This is a genomic window from Haliscomenobacter sp. (assembly GCF_965225875.1).
Taxonomy (GTDB): Bacteria; Bacteroidota; Bacteroidia; order Chitinophagales; family Saprospiraceae; genus Haliscomenobacter.
Genome location: NZ_CBDDBS010000002.1, coordinates 1,163,236 through 1,178,695, shown reverse-complemented (window position 1 = coordinate 1,178,695; position 15,460 = coordinate 1,163,236). Strand labels below are relative to the sequence as shown.

The window sequence follows — 15,460 nt, the reverse complement described above, 5'->3', positions numbered from 1 at the left end:
AAATACACACTAGTCTTTTACGAGGAGAGTATCAAATAGCTTAGCCTTAAGCTTTTTATAGATGTTACATTTGTGAAGGATGGTTGTAAAAATAGCAATTTTTTTTAAGATTGGCCTATAAGACTCCTTTTTCCACCAAAAATCCCCGCAACTGCTCCGGAGATTCAAAATGAATGGCTGGTAGCCCAACTGCCCAGGCGCCCACTACATTTTTGTGGTTGTCGTCGATGAACAAAGCGGTACTGCGCTCAATGTTGTAACGATCCAAAATCAACTCGTAAATCGCCGGGTCGGGTTTGATCAATTTTTCATCACCTGAAACCAAAACCCCTTCAAACCAATGCATAAAAGGGAAGATTTCCAGCGCATAGGGCCAGGTTTCATTCGACCAATTGGTGAGCGCATACACCCGGTGACGGCCATTTTTCAGGATTTCCTCCAAGATTGCTACCGTGCCTTCCAAGGCGCCATTGAGCATTTCGGTCCAGCGGCCGTAAAAGGCCCGGATTTCGCTTTCGTAATGAGGATGTTCGGCAATGAGCGTCTCCGTGGCTTCGGCCAGGGTACGCCCGGCATCTTGTTGTTCGTTCCAATGGCCCGTGGTGACTTCAGCTAAAAAACGTTCCATTTCGGCCTCATCGGCAAAAATACTGCGGTAGAGGTAACGAGGATTCCAGTCGACCAGCACGCCGCCGAGGTCGAAGATGATGGTTTCAAACGTAGATGGGTATTGCATTGGGTGAACTTTATTTTAAGCGGGCTTTTTGAACAATGGAATTTTCAGCGCGCAGCGTACCATCACCGCGAGTAGTATAGGGATGATTGCCGGGTGAAAAAGTTGTGGCGAAAATGGGAAAAAAACCAAGGTAAAGGCGCACAAGCCCCCGATTATCCATAGCCAAACTTTGCGCTTGTTGCTCAAAGACCCTAGTGCAAAAAAATACAATGGGTTGGCCCAGAGTACATTCAGGTTGTATTTGGTTGCCAGGTGATCAGTGCCCAACCACAAAAACAGCATCAAAGTCCCCGCAAAACCAATCAACACAAAAAACAACCGATCCAGGATGTTGACGGGTAATTTGTAGTTCAAAAAGCCAGCCCCTACCCAAAGCAACATGATGATGGAAATGAGCAATAGGGGTTTTGGGGCAGTAGAAGGTGGTAGAGGGGCAGCGGGTAAAAGTTTGACCTCAGGCCCAGTAATAGCTTTCCCCTGGTAGCGGGCATGCGGCAGGTTTTTGCCCAAATAATCGGGTAAAAACATCTCGTAACGAAAAGTCCCCATTTGATCGGCTGGAAGCCCCAAAATCAAATCAATGCCAAAGTCGGACCAGGGCATTTCCACCAGGTATTCATCCAACAGGCGGCGCAGCGGTTTGATCGTACGACTTGTATCGGCGTAGGTGATCGGCAGCGCGCGCTCCACTACATCCCGAATGCGGGTGGCGCAATTGTCGAAGAAAAAATCGTATTTGTATTTCTGATTTTCAGGGAGATAATTGGTCTCGATGGTTCTGAGCAACTTGCGTTTGGCGTCCAAGGGTAGCAGTACAGGTGTTTCCACCACGCTGCGTTGCAGGTATTGGTATTCGGAGTAAAAGTCAATGAAGCGTTGCCCACCCATTCGGTACAACAATTTCCCCCGCATGAATTTCCAATAAAAATTAGGGGTGTCAAAATCAAAAATCCCCCAATTGAACACCGCGTCCATGCCACTCAAGGGATCGTATACCCGCACTGCACTGTGCCCAAAAGTACTGTACAGCGCATCTCCTGGCGAACAGGTCAACAAACTGACCCGGGTACTGTCGGAAAAATTGAATTGGGTTTGGGCTGAAAGGGGCAAAGTAAAGGTTCCCATCAGCAAACAAAGGGGTACGATCAGGCGAAAATACATGTATATGAGGGTTGTGGATGAATCGTGAAGCAAGGTAAGGAGAAAAGTTGAGAGAAGGTTTAGGGAGGTTGAGAAAGGTTGAGTTTACCACAGCGACATTGCCTCTGTCCAAGTCGCTGCGGTATCCTCAACCTCCCTCAACCATTTTATCGACGAAACTATGTCCAAAACAATGACCTAAAAATTGCTGTAATGCACTTTAGTTGTAAATTGCCCCGCTGTAGGAGGCCCTCCAACAGTTCAGTATAATTCCATTGAATATTCCAAGTAAGCAACAATGAAAATAGGCATCCTTTCCACAGCGCAGGAGGTTTACTCCACTCAGTCGCTGTTGCGCTGCGGCCTAGCTCGCGGCCACCAAATCGAGCTCATCGACTACAAACAATGCAGTTTGGTGATGGAACAAGGGCGGGCCGAGATGTATTATAAAGACTTTCCCCTCAGTCATTTAGATGCAGTCATTCCGCGTATTTCCACTTCTTTTACCCTCATGGGCGCTTCGGTGCTCACCCAACTGCGCTTAATGAAGGTTTTTTCAACCCTCAAGCCAGAAGGTTTGTTGCTGGTGCGCGACAAACTCCGCTGTTTGCAGCGTTTGCAAGAAATGGAAATCGACGTTCCACAAACTGCATACGTAGGTGATGGCCAAGCGATTGGCCCACTGATTTCCATGGTCGGCGGACTTCCCGTAGTCATCAAACTGCTGGAAAGTACCCATGGATTGGGGGTCATTTTATCCGAATCCTACCGCAATGCGGAATCCACCATAGAGGCTTTTCAACGCCTCAACGAAAGAGTGATCATCCAGGAGTTTATCCGCGAAGCCAAAGGTGCTGACATCCGTGCCTTCGTGGTCAATGGTAAAGTAGTCGCCTCGATGAAGCGCCAGGCCCGCGATGGTGAATTTCGCTCCAACTTACACCGTGGGGCCAGCGCCCAGCAGGAACCACTGACCATGCAAGAGGATTTTGTAGCCCGTACTGCGGCAAAAGCGGTCGGGTTGGACATTGCCGGGGTAGACATCCTCCGTTCCGAACGTGGCCCACTGATCATGGAAGTGAATGCTTCTCCTGGCCTGGAAGGAATTGAAACCTATACGCAAGTGGACGTGGCAGGCAAAATTTTTGATTTTGTGGAGAAAAAAGTCCTTGCATTGCGCAATGGGAAAGTGCGCAAAAAGGTAGCCGTCTAAGCATTTCGGATTTGGGATTGTGGATTTCGGTGCTGCTTCGGTATTGAAGGTATAGGTATTTCAGTTTTTGTACCTTACTTTTGAAGCATTCAGATTCGCTTAGACCTGAAAAACCACCGAAACCCGCAATCCGCAATCCGAGACATCAATGAACACAGGTTATTCCCGCAGCAAAGCCACCCAAAGCAAACCAATCAAAATTTACAATACGCTCATCGAAGCGGGGCAGTATGCTGTGATCAAAATTCCGGTGGGGCGGATTCCATCTGGCAACATTATTTCCATCAAGGCGCATGTGTATCGAGGCCCGCGGGTAGGGCCATGCATGTTGGTATTGGGCGGGGTGCATGGCGATGAGGTGAATGGCGTAGAAATTGTCCGCCGCTCGGTTGAACAAGGTGTTTTTAATCACCTTCATGCCGGAACTGTCATCGCTATCCCATTGTTGAATGTATACGGATTCATCAATTTCTCGCGGGATGTACCTGACGGGAAAGATGTGAACCGCAATTTTCCAGGCAATGCCAACGGTTCTTTGGCTTCCCGTGTAGCTAGAGTTTTTACCCGGGAAATTTTGCCGGTTATTGATTTTGGCATTGATTTTCATACGGGAGGCCGTGGACATTACAATTACCCACAAGTGCGTTATACTACTGAACACGGACCGAGTTTTGAACTGGCTCAAGCTTTTGCAGCACCCATTACCATTGCAGGCAAGTCCATCAAATCATCCTTGCGACGTACAGCAGTGGAGCTCAACAAACCCATTGTGGTTTTTGAAGGAGGAGAAAATCTGCGCTTTGATGAATTTTCGATCCAACAAGGGATGTTGGGCATGCGCCGGGTGATGATGCACAAGGGAATACTCAGTGACGCTCCTGCGGCTGAAGCAAGTAAGCATTTTGCGGACGCCACCTGGTTGCGTTCTCCCCGTGCCGGGATGTTTCATTGGGTTAAATGCTCGGGTGAACAAGTGAAAAAAGATGAAGTCATCGCGTACATCACCGATCCATTCGGCGAAGAACGGACCCAGGTCAAAACCAAAAAAAGTGGCTTCATCATTGGCCACAATAATACCCCGGTGGTGAATCAGGGTGATGCTCTGTTTCACATTGCTTTCAACCCCAACAAACCAAGAACGAAGAAGAAAATTTAATCCCCACACTTTAAATCCACAATTGTCATGCCTTTTGTATTGCTGGCTTTTTCCAACAAACAAGACAACTACCTGGAATTCCTCAAAAAAGAAACCTCCGAGTTGCGCAAGATTTTGTTGGGATTAAAAGATAAAATAGACTACGAGATCATCAGCAATGCGACCACTGATGACCTCTTTGATGCCATGACTGTTTTCCACGACCAGGTTACCGTTTTTCATTACGGTGGGCATGCCGATAGTTTGCACCTGGAGTTGGAAAACCGCAATCAGGGCATCGAGCAATTCATCCAGTTGTTGAAAGGCATGTCTAATCTGCAAATCATCTTCCTCAACGGCTGTTCAACCCAAGGGATGGTAAGCAAAATCATGGATGGTATTGACCGAGACATAGCCGTGATCGCCACCGCAACCAAAGTGGATGATCAACGCGCCTTTACCTTTGCCAAAGCCTTTTACTCTGCATTCACTCAGGAAAATCAAACTTTGGAAGGGGCCTTTGAAATGGCCAAATCCTTATTGGATGCCGCCGATATTCAACAGGCGACTTTTAGCCGGGCGATCATCAGCAGACCAGGGGATAAGCCCGAATCCCCCATGCCCTGGGGCGTGTATGGGAATGTTGATTTTACCAAAAAAATCCAGCTCATCAAAGCTGGAGTGGTTGCCCCAGTGAAGCTTTTGCCTGGTTCTTTGGCTGAATTCAAAGAAAAACTTAAAAAACAGATAACCCTAGGGGAGATTGATGAAGCCTTGGAACTTGCAGAATTAAAGATTGGGCTAGATAATGATATTTTGGTAAATATTATGGGCCGTTGGAGCCGCCATAAAAAAGACATTCAGAGGGGTAACATCATCGCAGGTTCAGAATCAGCCAGATTGGAGGAAAACCGCATCGGCAATAGTATTACTGGCTGGTTAGATGGCCTGGATGAAGACGACTGGAAATAAAAGCACCTTCGTGATCATCGTATCACGAAGGCGCTCCAAGAAAAACTATTATAAATACACTCACTAGTTATTTAAAGCACCCTGCCGAATCCAGTTGCGGATTTTGCGAATGTCACAATCCGGTAGTTTGCCGTTTTTAGGCATGGCACTGTAACCTGGAGATTGCACCAGACTGCCCAAAAACTTGCCATTATCCACGTATTTTTTGATCTCCGCAAAAGTACTCAACAGGATTCCACCGCCCGAAGCAGCCGTACCGCTGTGGCAACCTTTGCATTGCAAAGTAACAATGGGCAAAATATTGTTCTTAAAACTGGTTTGGGTAGAATCACAGACCCCATCACAAGTCAGGTTTTTGGCGCCCTGCTGAATCCATTTCAAAATACTCGCTTTATCTGCATCGCTCAAGGCTGCCATGGGCGGTGGTGGCATCCGTTCGCGGGTGCTGTTGAGCGAGGAGTATATTTTGCTACTGGCAGGGCTATTGACTCGAATGCCACCTGTTTTGATGGTATTGGCGTAGGAGTCGAGGATGATGCCTTCTTCGCGGGAAACGGCATCATGGCAACCCGACAAGGCGCAATTGGAGCGCAGAATCGGCAATACTGACAGTTCGAAGTAGATTGAATCCGGGGAGCAGGGTTTGCCTGTTGTTACCGTACCTCCTCCGGTTCCTCCAGTGCCTCCGGTGCTGGTCGTATCCTGGGACCCAGGATTTACTTCACCGATGTAGATGTATTCCTGTTTGCAGGCAAAAATCAGCAAACTCAGCACCAGGCTGATGGCTGATGCTTTAATGAAAAAGTGTTTGGAGACCATAGTAGTTTTGTGTTTTTCCATAAAAAGCTTGTTCAAGCTGAACAAGCCTGAATTTAAGCAATTGTACTCAAACAGCTTCTAATTTCTTTGGCAAAAAACACTGCCATTGGCCTGAAACATCACCCTTACATCGGAACCACCACCGCCGCTACTTTTGCGTAAGCGTACATAATACCGCTTGCTGCCATCGGCATATTGGAGTTCTTCTACGTCGTTGTCGTCCTTTACTTCATAACCTGCAAACAGTTTGCTCATATTGCTGGATACGGCGGCTGGCAGTTGCCCTTCGGCTATACGGATCGCTTTAAACACAAATTTTTCATTGAGGTCAAATATCAGATGGAGTTCCTGACTGCCTTTTTGGATGCCCACCTTGATGGTGTACTGATCCTTGCACCAGTCTTCTTTTTCTACTTCGTAGATGCTGTAACCGGCGTAGTTTTGGGAAACGTAGGACTTGATGCCAGCGGATACATTGGTAGTACTGGTATTGCTGTCGTCTCCGGATGGGCTTGTGTCATCTTTGCTGCAAGATGCAAAAATCAAAACCAGAGAAAACAAGGTTGGAATGATTTGAACAAATAACTTTTTCATATTGACGATTTGAAAGAACCTGTGCGCCGTTGCTCTAATCGCACAGGTTCCTATTGATTAATTAGGAAAACTTATTACTTCTTCTGACAGAACACAGTACCATTGGCGTTGAACATCACCCGTACATCGGAGCCGCCGCCACCGCTGCTTTTGCGTAGGCGCACGTAGTAGCGCTTGCTGCCATCGGCATAAGTGAGTTCTTCTACGTCGTTGTCGTCTTTCACTTTGTAACCTGAGAATTGGGTCTTAATGGCGTTGGCCACAGCACTGGGCAGCGCTGCTTCTCCAATCCGTTTGGCTTCAAAAAGGAATTTTTCGTTCAGGTCAAATACCAGGTGGACTTCTTTGCTGCCGTTTTTGATGCCCACTTCAATCAAGTATTGATCGTCGCACCAGTCTTCTTTTTCTACCTCGTAAATGGTGTATCCCGCGTATTTGCTGCTTACAAAATTCTTGATGGTCGTCGATACATTTACGGTTGAGTTGTTGTTGTCGTCGCTTCCACCAGAGTTGCCACTGCTATTGCTACCTGAGCCGCCGTTGTTGCTGTTGTCGTCAGTGCCACTACCTGATCCAGAGCCACTGCCGCCAGTGTTGTCGTCGCTGCTGCTGGAACTGGTTTTTTGGCAAACCAGGCTACCATCAGCTCCCAACATCAGGCGCAAATCCTTACCTGCACTGGAACGCAAGCGTACATAGTAACGTTTGCTGCCATCAGGGTAACGCAGTTGTTCGATGGATTTGTCGTCTTTGAAGGTGTAAGTAGGGTATTTGGTTTTCAAGACATTGCTTACAGCTGCGGGAAGACTAGTTGCACTAATCCGAATCGCGTCGAAGAGGAATTTGCCCTTGAGGTCAAACATCAGGTGTAGTTCGTCGCTGCCTTTTTTGACCCCAATTTTTAATACATACATGCCATCGCAGAGGTCTTCTTTTTCAGCCTCATAAGCTACATAGCCAGGATATTTGCTGGTGATGAACTGCTTGAGGGAGTCGGGAATGGTGGTCAGGCTGATGCTGCTAGAACTGTTGCTGTTGTCGTCAGTGCCCCCAGAATTTCCGCTGCCATTTCCATGGCCGTTGTTGTTGTCGTCATTGCCTGAGCTGTTGTCATCGCCACTCGAGTTGTCATCACTGCCTTTGCCCTGACACCACATTTCGCCGGCCTTGGAAAAAGTGATCTTGACGTCGTTGCTCAATTCAATTTTGAAGGCTACTAAGCCGTATTCGTGCTTTAATTCCACCTCTTTGATGCTCACATTGGGGAATTTTTCCTGTAGGTAAGCCTTGATGTTGGCTGGAATTTTGTCCGCCAGGTAGTACTCGCTGCGCTCGTTGTCGTCGCCAATGCTGATCAATTCTCCTTTGGCGTTGAAGAGGATTTTTTTCTCAACACCCACTTTTTTTAGCTCCACCCCATAAAACAAGGAGCTATCCTGCGTAAAGACATAAACCTCATCGTCTATGGTAAAGTCACTGTAGTTTTTTTGCAAGTATTCCTGCGCTGCGATTGGGAGTTTAGAGATTGAGGCACTTGTTTTTCCAGAACAAAAAACGTTGACACTGCCATCCAGTTTGAACAGCTCTTCGGCTGATACAGTTAAGGATTCTTTGGTACAAGAAGACATGCCTACGGCAAGCGCGGTGATGAACCACGCGAAAAAGAACTTTTTCATTGTTTTGATTTTTTTTTGGATGTTTGACCGATGTAAAAAAGGTGCCTGGCTCACGGATGAGCCAAGCTAACCCACTACATAATCAGTCAATATGAATGCGTTAGAATAAGCGATTTGTTGACAAAACCTGTTTCACCACTGCCCTTCAGCAGGTATACACCCGGCGGATTATTGCCCGCATCGATGCTCCATTGTCCGGGACGATGCTGTTGGAGGCGGATGGGAATGCCCCGCCCTAGCTGATCGTACAAGGCCCAGTGTTGGATGTCTAGGGGTGTTTCCACCCAGAATTTTCCACGACTAGGGTTGGGACTGATTTTTACCAGCTCCGGATCTTGCTGTAGGTTTTTGACCCCTACCAGTTTGGGGTTATTGGTTACAAAAATGATCAGGGTATCGTGGGCAATGGCCGTCGATTTAAAATTTTGATCAACCATCAGTACACTATCAATGGTGATGCGTAAGGTATCCACTGGACGACCAACGATGATGTCTTCGATGACCAGCTTGATTTTGCCCATACGCCCAAAACCTGTGACGACTTTTTGGTTAGTGCGGGTGATGGCGAGTTCTGCCTGGCCGGTATTGCCCGGGTCTACGTAGAGGTCTTTGCTGTCTTCTCCGGTACCTTCGAACCAGGGTGTTGCTTCGTCTTCAAAATTAGTTTGGCGGACCAGGCGGTTGGTATACCCCATTTGGAGGGCCAGGCCATAAAAATCAACGGGCTTACTGGCGTCGCCAAGATTGACATCAACCAGGATGGTTGAACCGGGGGCGATGATGTTTTGGGCCGTACTGAGCTTGAGTTGGGGGGCCTGGCTTTTGATGCCCTTGGCAAAACCATCACCGCGTACAACTCCGTGGGTCAGGCCAAAATTGGGTTCAATGGCATCCTTGCTGTCTTTTTCATCAATCTCACCATCTCCGTTGCCGTCGGCGTAGGCGTAGTTCAAACCATTGGAAAAAAATTGGGACCAGGCCGTAAAGTTTTGTGCTTGCCAACTTGTGCTGGCATTGTTGCGGACTGGCCCCTTGGCGTTGTAGGCCAAACCTACATAAAGCAAATCAACGGCGTTTACTTTACCGCTGTTGTTAGCATCACCGGGCCACATAATTTGTGCCTGGGCACTGAACCCGAGCGTGAGGCTGATGAAGATGCTAAGAATGTATTTCATAGAGTGCTGGTTTTTTCGTCTCGTTCAAATCATAGCGTAAAGGTAGGGGCAAATAGTATACATTGTCAAGCTTCCTTAGATTACATTTTTGATGCTTTGTCGGTGATTTAAATCAATGTTTTTGGACAGGGTCAATTATTTTATAGCTATATTTACTGAGTGTTTTGGTTTTAATTTATATTTTTATTTAACTTGAAATTAAAATTTGTCAATTTTTGGAAAAGAAAAAACTCTACCTGAACCTACAAATATTGAGCGCAGAGGAAGTAAAAAAACTGCGCAGCCTCATTCAATCGGGCTATTTCCGACAAAATGAAGCCTGTGAAAAGCTTTTGCTACACCTGCTGAGTTTTTGGCCCAACTACCAACAGGCGGAGTTGGAAAAGGAGCGGGTTTGGGCACAGCTTTTTCCTGGACAAACTTTTATTGACAAACAATGGCGCTATTGGTGCAGCGATGCAGTGGGTTTGATCGAGTCATTCTGGACCCTGGAAAAGCTATTCCAATCGGGCGCTTTGGCCGATTTGCTTTTACACGAAGTATTGTCTGAAAAAAAACTGGATAAAAACTTCCAGGAACTCAACCGTCGGCTGGAGGCGCGTTTTGCCAAAGCCCAAACCCACGATGTACCCTACCTCAAAGAACGCCTGCATTGGCTGAACACCAACGAACTAGCTTTCCAGCGCAGCCGCCAACGCCGCTTCGACCTTACCCTGCAACATTCTTCTGATGGGCTGGATGCTTATTATTTTTTACAAAAACTACAATATGCCTGTGTGATGCTGGATCGGCAGGCCATTTTGCAAGGGGAATACGACACCGGGATTTCAGAAGCCTGGGTGGAGCATTTGTTGTCTCGCAATTTTTTTGGCGAGCCACTCATTCAATTGCACTACGTGATTTTGAAAGCCCTCCAGGAAGAGGACAAGGAAGAGCATTTTGCTACCCTGCGGGAAAGTATCCTGGCCGAAAGGGGGGAAGGGAGTACCCTACGCGATGTGTATTTGTTTGCCATCAATTACTGCGCCCGAAAAATTCGCCAGGGCAAAGGGCAGTTCGTACAGGAAGCCTTGAACCTGTACCACCATGGACTAGAGCGGGGACTACTGTTGGATGGCAAGGAGATTTCGCCCTGGACCTTTACCAATGTAGTGAAACTTTCGCTGCGTTTGCAACAGTTCGCCGAGATTGAACTGTTCATCGAACGGTATGCCGAGCGCCTGCCCAGCGAACTCCGCGCCGATGCCCTTGCCTTCAATCGCGCCGAATTGTACTACTATACCGGGCGGATTGACGAGGCACAAACCTTATTGAATCAGGTGAGCTACTCGGATTTGAATTATTACCTGGGGGCCAGGGTGCTCCTGGCAAAACTTTACTACGAATCTGGTGCGAGCAAATCATTGCTCTCCCTCCTGGCGGCCTTTACCATTTTTTTGAAGCGCAATCGCCAAATTTCCAGTGCGCTCAAACAAACCTACCTCAATTTTTGTGAACTGTTGTTTCAGCTCATCCGCCGCAAACCCGAACAAATGGAAGCACTGCGGGAAAAGGTGCAGGGGGTGCAGTTGTTGACGGATCGGGGCTGGTTGTTGGAGATGCTGGGGAAGAAAGTTTGTTCTCCTCCCCATTCACCTCCTCAAAACTGATCGTTCCTCGCCGGTTCTGCTGCATTAATGCCGTTACTAAACCTTCACGTTCACAAGTATGAGTTTAGAACTCGCCTACGGCGGATTTTTTTTGCCACGAAGGCACAAAGACGCTAAGACGCAAGGGAAAAAGACTAAAAAGAATTAGTTGCGGAATCGCCTGATGCCATTTTTGATAAAAGCGACATTAAAATTGATCAAATAGCCCAGGTTTAGGTCGGTTAATCTAAGCTGACTGATGATTTGGGCTTCCCAAACCGGGTGAATCGTATCAACAGCCTTGAGTTCAATTACAACTGCGCCATTGACCAAGAGGTCCAATCTTAGTCCTTCTTCAAAAACGATATTATCATATACTATTGGCACATTTACCTGCCTTTCAACGACTAAACCAGCTTTGGTTAATTCATGAGTGAGGCAGGTTTCATAAATTTTTTCAAGTAATCCTGGCCCGAGAGTAGAATGTACCAAATATGCGGAATGGACAATTGCTTTGCCAATGTATTCTTCTTCGTCTGATAATTTTTGATCGTTCATGTTCAATGTGAAAATTGAATGTAAAAATAATGAAAGTGAAGCGCATAGCGCTGAAGTGTCGCTTTCTTTGTGTCTTTGTGTCTTCGTGCCTTTGTGGTAAAAACCGCCGAAGGCGGCTAAGTTTTTGAAGTGGACATAAGCACTTGATTGAAGCAGCAAGGTAGGAGAGGAGCGCGGGTTGATCAAGGCACTTTTGACGGGGTTTGACTAGGGCAAATTTGGGCGATTGGATTGAGTAATTCCTTGGAAACTTGGGATATTATTTTTTAATATAAATTTTACAACCGGAAGATGAAAGCATTTAAATCGTTATTCGTATTTGCCCCAGCCTCTTTAACCTTTCCCAACTTTTTTCTTAGCTTGCATCAAAAAATATCGCCAAGTGGAAAAAACCATCTACCAAGGCAGTTTTACCTGGTTGGACGTTACACAGCCCACCAAAGAGCAACTTTTGGACATTGCTTCCCGGTTCCATTTGCATCCCTACACGGTGCAGGATTGTTTGGAGCCGGATCATTTGCCCAAGTTTGAGATAGATGGGGAAGCGCGTTTCATTATTGTGCGCTCCTACAACCCCAAGGAACTGGAAACTCCCCACTCAGTACAAGACCTAACCAGCAAAATCGCGCTGTTTTACACCAATGACTGCATCATCACCATTCACCGTTTGCCCCAACCTTACATTGAGGAGATTGTGACTCGTTACCTGGTAAAAGGACACCATTTAAAACCTTGCGATGTAGTGACCCGGGTGATTTGGTACGCGGTATCCACCTACTCAGGCCCGGCGCAATACCTGGATGACGAGGTGGACAAAATTGAAACGGCTATTTTTGCCCGGCACTCGCGGGGCAAGTTTGAGGAAAAACTGTACCACCTGCGGCGCATGGTGAGTGTGAACAAAAAACTGCTGACTTTGACTGAAAAAGTCATTGCGGAAGTGCACCACGATACCCACTCCAATCCCTTTATTCAGGACTTGAAAGACCTGACCCTGAAGTTGCACAGCAACTACGAACAAATTCACGAAGACGTCTCCAACCTCCTGAACATTTACATCTCCATCTCGGCCCACAAGACCAATGAGGTGATGAAGGTACTCACCATCTTTTCGGTCTTTTTTATGCCCTTGACCTTTATCGCGGGCATTTATGGGATGAACTTTAAGCACATGCCGGAATTGGATCTGGTATGGGGTTATCCGGCGAGCCTAGGACTGATGCTGGTGATTATTGTAGTGATTTATGTGTGGTTTAAAAGAAAGAAGTGGATGTAAAAAGTGAATGATAAGTGATGAATTGTCCGTGAATTCATCACTTATCATTCATCACTTATTACGTTTAATACCCCGGATTCTGCCTCAACCCCCTTCTCCGATTCAACTCATCCTGCGGAATCGGCCAAAGCTCGTGTTTGTTGGCAGTGTATTTGACCCCCTTATCCTGTTTTTCTCTTTTATTGCTGGTTTCGTAAAAATCGGTACCGCCCTGGTTGTGTCGTACGAAAGCTCCGTTGAGGCCGAAGACCTGGTCAAGCCGCTTGGTGCGCCGCAAATCAAAAAGGCGATGCCCCTCAAAGGCCAATTCGGAGCGGCGTTCTTTGTAGATTGCATTGAGTAATTCGGTTCCACTAAGCCCAGTGTTTAGGTTAAGTTTGGCCCGTTGGCGCACCTGGCCCAGGTACTCTACGGCAATCCCAGTGTTGTTGGTATGGTATGCGGCTTCGGCAGCTATCAACAGCAGGTCGGCGTAGCGCATAAAGATCAGGTTATTGGGCAATTTGGTGCCTGATCCGCCAAAACGTTGCTGAGAAGGCGTATACAGTTTTCGACTAAAACGGGCCGATTTACTCACGTCTGGGCGGGCGTTGAAACGTTTGGTGGTATCGCCAGGAACGGGTTGTTGGTGTTTGATGATGGTCCATTTGAGGCGTACACTGTCCTGATCAAGGAGATAATGTTGTTCCAAATTGGAGGTTGGACACAAGTAGCCCCATCCTTTTTCGGCGCGGGTGCCACACATGAGTGGGATGGGATTGCCAAAAGCATTGAAGGCCCACACTCCGGTTCCGATGCTGAAGATAAACTCCCGGCTATTGACATTGCTGGGGTCCCATAGCTCACCAAAGTTGGGCTCCAGAGCATAGTCGCCAGCTTCAATGACCTTTTTGGCGGCAGCCAATGCTGCTGCCCAGTTTCCATCGTACAACTCTGCTTTGGCTAAAAAAGCGAGGGCTGCGCCTTGGGTCGCACGGCCACGGTCTTTGGCGTTTTGTTCGGTCAAAGTAGGCAGCACTGCCGCCGCTTCGGTCATATCCTGCTTGATCTGGCGGTACACTTTGGAAACGGAGGCTCTGGTCATGGTATCCAGGTACTCGGTGGTGACCACGGAGGTGATGACGGGCACGCCACCAAAGTTTTTGACCAGTTCAAAATAATAAAAGCCCCGCAGGAATTTTGCTTCAGCCGTCAACCTGTTTTTTACATTTTCAGCAATTTTCGAAGTGCTCAGCCCCGAAATGGCACTATTGCAGAGGAAAATACCTTTGAAATTGGACTGGTAAAAATCGCGCAAACGCTCGCCACGGGTGTCCAGGGTGTAATGGCCAGCTTGCATGATTTCAACACGGCGTTTGAAAGGGGGGGCTGCAATGGTATCGTTGCGGGCTTTATTGGAATCCAGCGGATTGTTGGAAATACGCGGAGGGTTGATGTCGTAATTTTTGACGGTATCGCCTACCCAGGCGTCGTCGGTAGCTGCATCATTGCAGAGGCGCCAGAAGTGTACTTGCCACCAATCGTCGAAGGCAAGGGCGTTGTAGCACAATCGGACTGCACCATCGCAGTCATTTTCAGTGAGGAAACGTTGTTCTTGAGTGGAGAGTTCGATGGGGCCTTCGAGCAGGTTCTCTTCCAGTTTTTCACAGGTTACCAAACCAATCACCACCAAAAGGAAGAGCAATACGCGTAATACTAGTTTCATTCCAGTCCTTCTTTTAATCTGCAAATCTAACGTTTATTGCTCATTTTAATTTCCTGCAACTTAAGTTTAAATGAAGCGCTTGTCTTTGGCCATCTTGATGGCATCGGCTTTGGAGTGTACATCCAACTTCAGGTAAATATTTTTAATGTGCGACTTCACAGTTTCCATGTCGATGTACATTTCTTCTGCAATCCGTTTGCGGCTTTTGCCGAGGGAAATTTGTTCCAGGATTTCAGTTTCGCGCCGGGTGAGGGGCGAGTTTTGGTTGCGGTGAAAGGATTTGATGACCAAACGGGCTACGTTGGCGCTCATGGCACCGCCACCTTCCATCACTTCTTTGATGGCGTCGACCATCTTTTGGGGACTCGCATCTTTGGTGAGGTAACCATTGGCACCATTGACCAGGGCCTCAAAAATGGTGTGCTCGTTTTCGTAAACCGTGAGCATGATCACCGGGGTGTTGGGCAGAATTTTTTTGATTTTGAGAAGGGCATCAATGCCATTGAGCCCGGGTAGTTCGATGTCGAGCAAAATGACATCGGGAGCGTCAGTGTGGAGCTTTTTCGCTGCGTCTTCGTAGGAGGCGTAGGTACTGATCACGGCGTAACCTTCCATGCCACCGATGAGATAGGCATAGCTGTCGCGGATGGTTTCGTCGTCTTCGATGAGGGTTACGTTTATGGTGTATTGCATTGGTAGTATGTTTAGCGTCGTATGGATAAAGTTATGGATGGCCTCCTTCTCATGATTCCCACGACTAAAGTCATGGGGTGAGGCTATATTGTGGCCTCCCACGGATAAATCCATGGGTTGGCGGTATTTAATGGGAATGG

14 protein-coding genes are annotated in these 15,460 nt (G+C 47.4%); 5 read left to right on the top strand and 9 right to left on the bottom strand.

Features of this window, described 5'->3' with window-relative positions; genetic code table 11:
- Positions 1–115: 115 nt before the first annotated feature.
- Entirely contained in the window at positions 116–736 is a 621-nt protein-coding gene (locus ACO08K_RS07505; RefSeq protein WP_421795773.1) for an HAD family hydrolase, read from the bottom strand.
- A 15-nt stretch (positions 737–751) separates the two neighbouring features.
- Complete coding sequence (locus tag ACO08K_RS07500) at positions 752–1,897, bottom strand: DUF4105 domain-containing protein (protein WP_421795772.1); 1,146 nt, start codon at positions 1,895–1,897, stop codon at positions 752–754.
- 277 nt (positions 1,898–2,174) lie between these two features.
- Here ACO08K_RS07500 and ACO08K_RS07495 point away from each other — a divergent pair, with 277 nt between their 5' ends.
- The 3 genes from ACO08K_RS07495 to ACO08K_RS07485 all read left to right on the top strand — a co-directional run bounded on the left by ACO08K_RS07495 (position 2,175) and on the right by ACO08K_RS07485 (position 5,196).
- Positions 2,175–3,089 (top strand): RimK family alpha-L-glutamate ligase, encoded by a 915-nt coding sequence (locus tag ACO08K_RS07495; protein WP_421795771.1) that lies wholly within the window; start codon positions 2,175–2,177, stop codon positions 3,087–3,089.
- A gap of 148 nt (positions 3,090–3,237) precedes the next feature.
- Complete coding sequence (locus ACO08K_RS07490; protein WP_421795770.1) at positions 3,238–4,245, top strand: succinylglutamate desuccinylase/aspartoacylase family protein; 1,008 nt, start codon at positions 3,238–3,240, stop codon at positions 4,243–4,245.
- Positions 4,246–4,272: 27 nt separating this feature from the next.
- Positions 4,273–5,196 carry a hypothetical protein gene (locus tag ACO08K_RS07485; RefSeq protein WP_421795769.1) on the top strand — a complete coding sequence of 308 codons (924 nt, stop codon included), beginning with the start codon at positions 4,273–4,275 and terminating at the stop codon, positions 5,194–5,196.
- A gap of 63 nt (positions 5,197–5,259) precedes the next feature.
- Here ACO08K_RS07485 and ACO08K_RS07480 read toward each other — a convergent pair whose 3' ends face one another.
- The 4 genes from ACO08K_RS07480 to ACO08K_RS07465 all read right to left on the bottom strand — a co-directional run bounded on the left by ACO08K_RS07480 (position 5,260) and on the right by ACO08K_RS07465 (position 9,460).
- Entirely contained in the window at positions 5,260–6,036 is a 777-nt protein-coding gene (locus ACO08K_RS07480; protein WP_421795768.1) for a hypothetical protein, read from the bottom strand.
- Between the two features lie 57 nt (positions 6,037–6,093).
- On the bottom strand, positions 6,094–6,609 hold the full coding sequence (locus tag ACO08K_RS07475; protein WP_421795767.1) for a hypothetical protein: 516 nt from the start codon (positions 6,607–6,609) through the stop codon (positions 6,094–6,096).
- A gap of 74 nt (positions 6,610–6,683) precedes the next feature.
- Positions 6,684–8,285 (bottom strand): PepSY-like domain-containing protein, encoded by a 1,602-nt coding sequence (locus ACO08K_RS07470; RefSeq protein ID WP_421795766.1) that lies wholly within the window; start codon positions 8,283–8,285, stop codon positions 6,684–6,686.
- An 86-nt stretch (positions 8,286–8,371) separates the two neighbouring features.
- Positions 8,372–9,460 carry a hypothetical protein gene (locus ACO08K_RS07465; protein ID WP_421795765.1) on the bottom strand — a complete coding sequence of 363 codons (1,089 nt, stop codon included), beginning with the start codon at positions 9,458–9,460 and terminating at the stop codon, positions 8,372–8,374.
- A gap of 215 nt (positions 9,461–9,675) precedes the next feature.
- Between ACO08K_RS07465 and ACO08K_RS07460 the strand changes: the two genes are divergently transcribed.
- On the top strand, positions 9,676–11,109 hold the full coding sequence (locus ACO08K_RS07460) for a hypothetical protein (protein WP_421795764.1): 1,434 nt from the start codon (positions 9,676–9,678) through the stop codon (positions 11,107–11,109).
- Positions 11,110–11,253: 144 nt separating this feature from the next.
- Here the strand turns inward: ACO08K_RS07460 and ACO08K_RS07455 are convergent, their stop codons facing one another.
- Positions 11,254–11,832: a GxxExxY protein gene (locus tag ACO08K_RS07455; RefSeq protein ID WP_421795763.1), complete on the bottom strand. Its 579-nt coding sequence runs from the start codon at positions 11,830–11,832 to the stop codon at positions 11,254–11,256.
- Between the two features lie 196 nt (positions 11,833–12,028).
- Between ACO08K_RS07455 and ACO08K_RS07450 the strand changes: the two genes are divergently transcribed.
- Positions 12,029–12,922, top strand: coding sequence for a CorA family divalent cation transporter (locus tag ACO08K_RS07450; protein ID WP_421795762.1), 894 nt, complete (start codon positions 12,029–12,031; stop codon positions 12,920–12,922).
- 64 nt (positions 12,923–12,986) lie between these two features.
- On the opposite strand, the gene ACO08K_RS07445 is transcribed toward ACO08K_RS07450, so the two are convergent.
- A complete protein-coding gene (locus ACO08K_RS07445) occupies positions 12,987–14,627 on the bottom strand; it encodes a RagB/SusD family nutrient uptake outer membrane protein (protein ID WP_421795761.1) in 1,641 nt (546 codons plus the stop codon).
- A gap of 66 nt (positions 14,628–14,693) precedes the next feature.
- A complete protein-coding gene (locus ACO08K_RS07440) occupies positions 14,694–15,320 on the bottom strand; it encodes a response regulator (RefSeq protein WP_421795760.1) in 627 nt (208 codons plus the stop codon).
- Positions 15,321–15,460 lie beyond the last annotated feature (140 nt).

Excerpts from the sequence above, each read along its gene's own strand:
- ACO08K_RS07440 (WP_421795760.1), bottom strand. The coding sequence starts at position 15,320 with ATGCAATACACCATAAACGTAACCCTCATCGAAGACGACGAAACCATC.
- ACO08K_RS07495 (WP_421795771.1), top strand. The coding sequence starts at position 2,175 with ATGAAAATAGGCATCCTTTCCACAGCGCAGGAGGTTTACTCCACTCAG.
- ACO08K_RS07480 (WP_421795768.1), bottom strand. The coding sequence starts at position 6,036 with ATGGAAAAACACAAAACTACTATGGTCTCCAAACACTTTTTCATTAAA.
- ACO08K_RS07490 (WP_421795770.1), top strand. The coding sequence starts at position 3,238 with ATGAACACAGGTTATTCCCGCAGCAAAGCCACCCAAAGCAAACCAATC.
- ACO08K_RS07505 (WP_421795773.1), bottom strand. The coding sequence starts at position 736 with ATGCAATACCCATCTACGTTTGAAACCATCATCTTCGACCTCGGCGGC.
- ACO08K_RS07485 (WP_421795769.1), top strand. The coding sequence starts at position 4,273 with ATGCCTTTTGTATTGCTGGCTTTTTCCAACAAACAAGACAACTACCTG.
- ACO08K_RS07475 (WP_421795767.1), bottom strand. The coding sequence starts at position 6,609 with ATGAAAAAGTTATTTGTTCAAATCATTCCAACCTTGTTTTCTCTGGTT.
- ACO08K_RS07500 (WP_421795772.1), bottom strand. The coding sequence starts at position 1,897 with ATGTATTTTCGCCTGATCGTACCCCTTTGTTTGCTGATGGGAACCTTT.
- ACO08K_RS07465 (WP_421795765.1), bottom strand. The coding sequence starts at position 9,460 with ATGAAATACATTCTTAGCATCTTCATCAGCCTCACGCTCGGGTTCAGT.
- ACO08K_RS07470 (WP_421795766.1), bottom strand. The coding sequence starts at position 8,285 with ATGAAAAAGTTCTTTTTCGCGTGGTTCATCACCGCGCTTGCCGTAGGC.
- ACO08K_RS07445 (WP_421795761.1), bottom strand. The coding sequence starts at position 14,627 with ATGAAACTAGTATTACGCGTATTGCTCTTCCTTTTGGTGGTGATTGGT.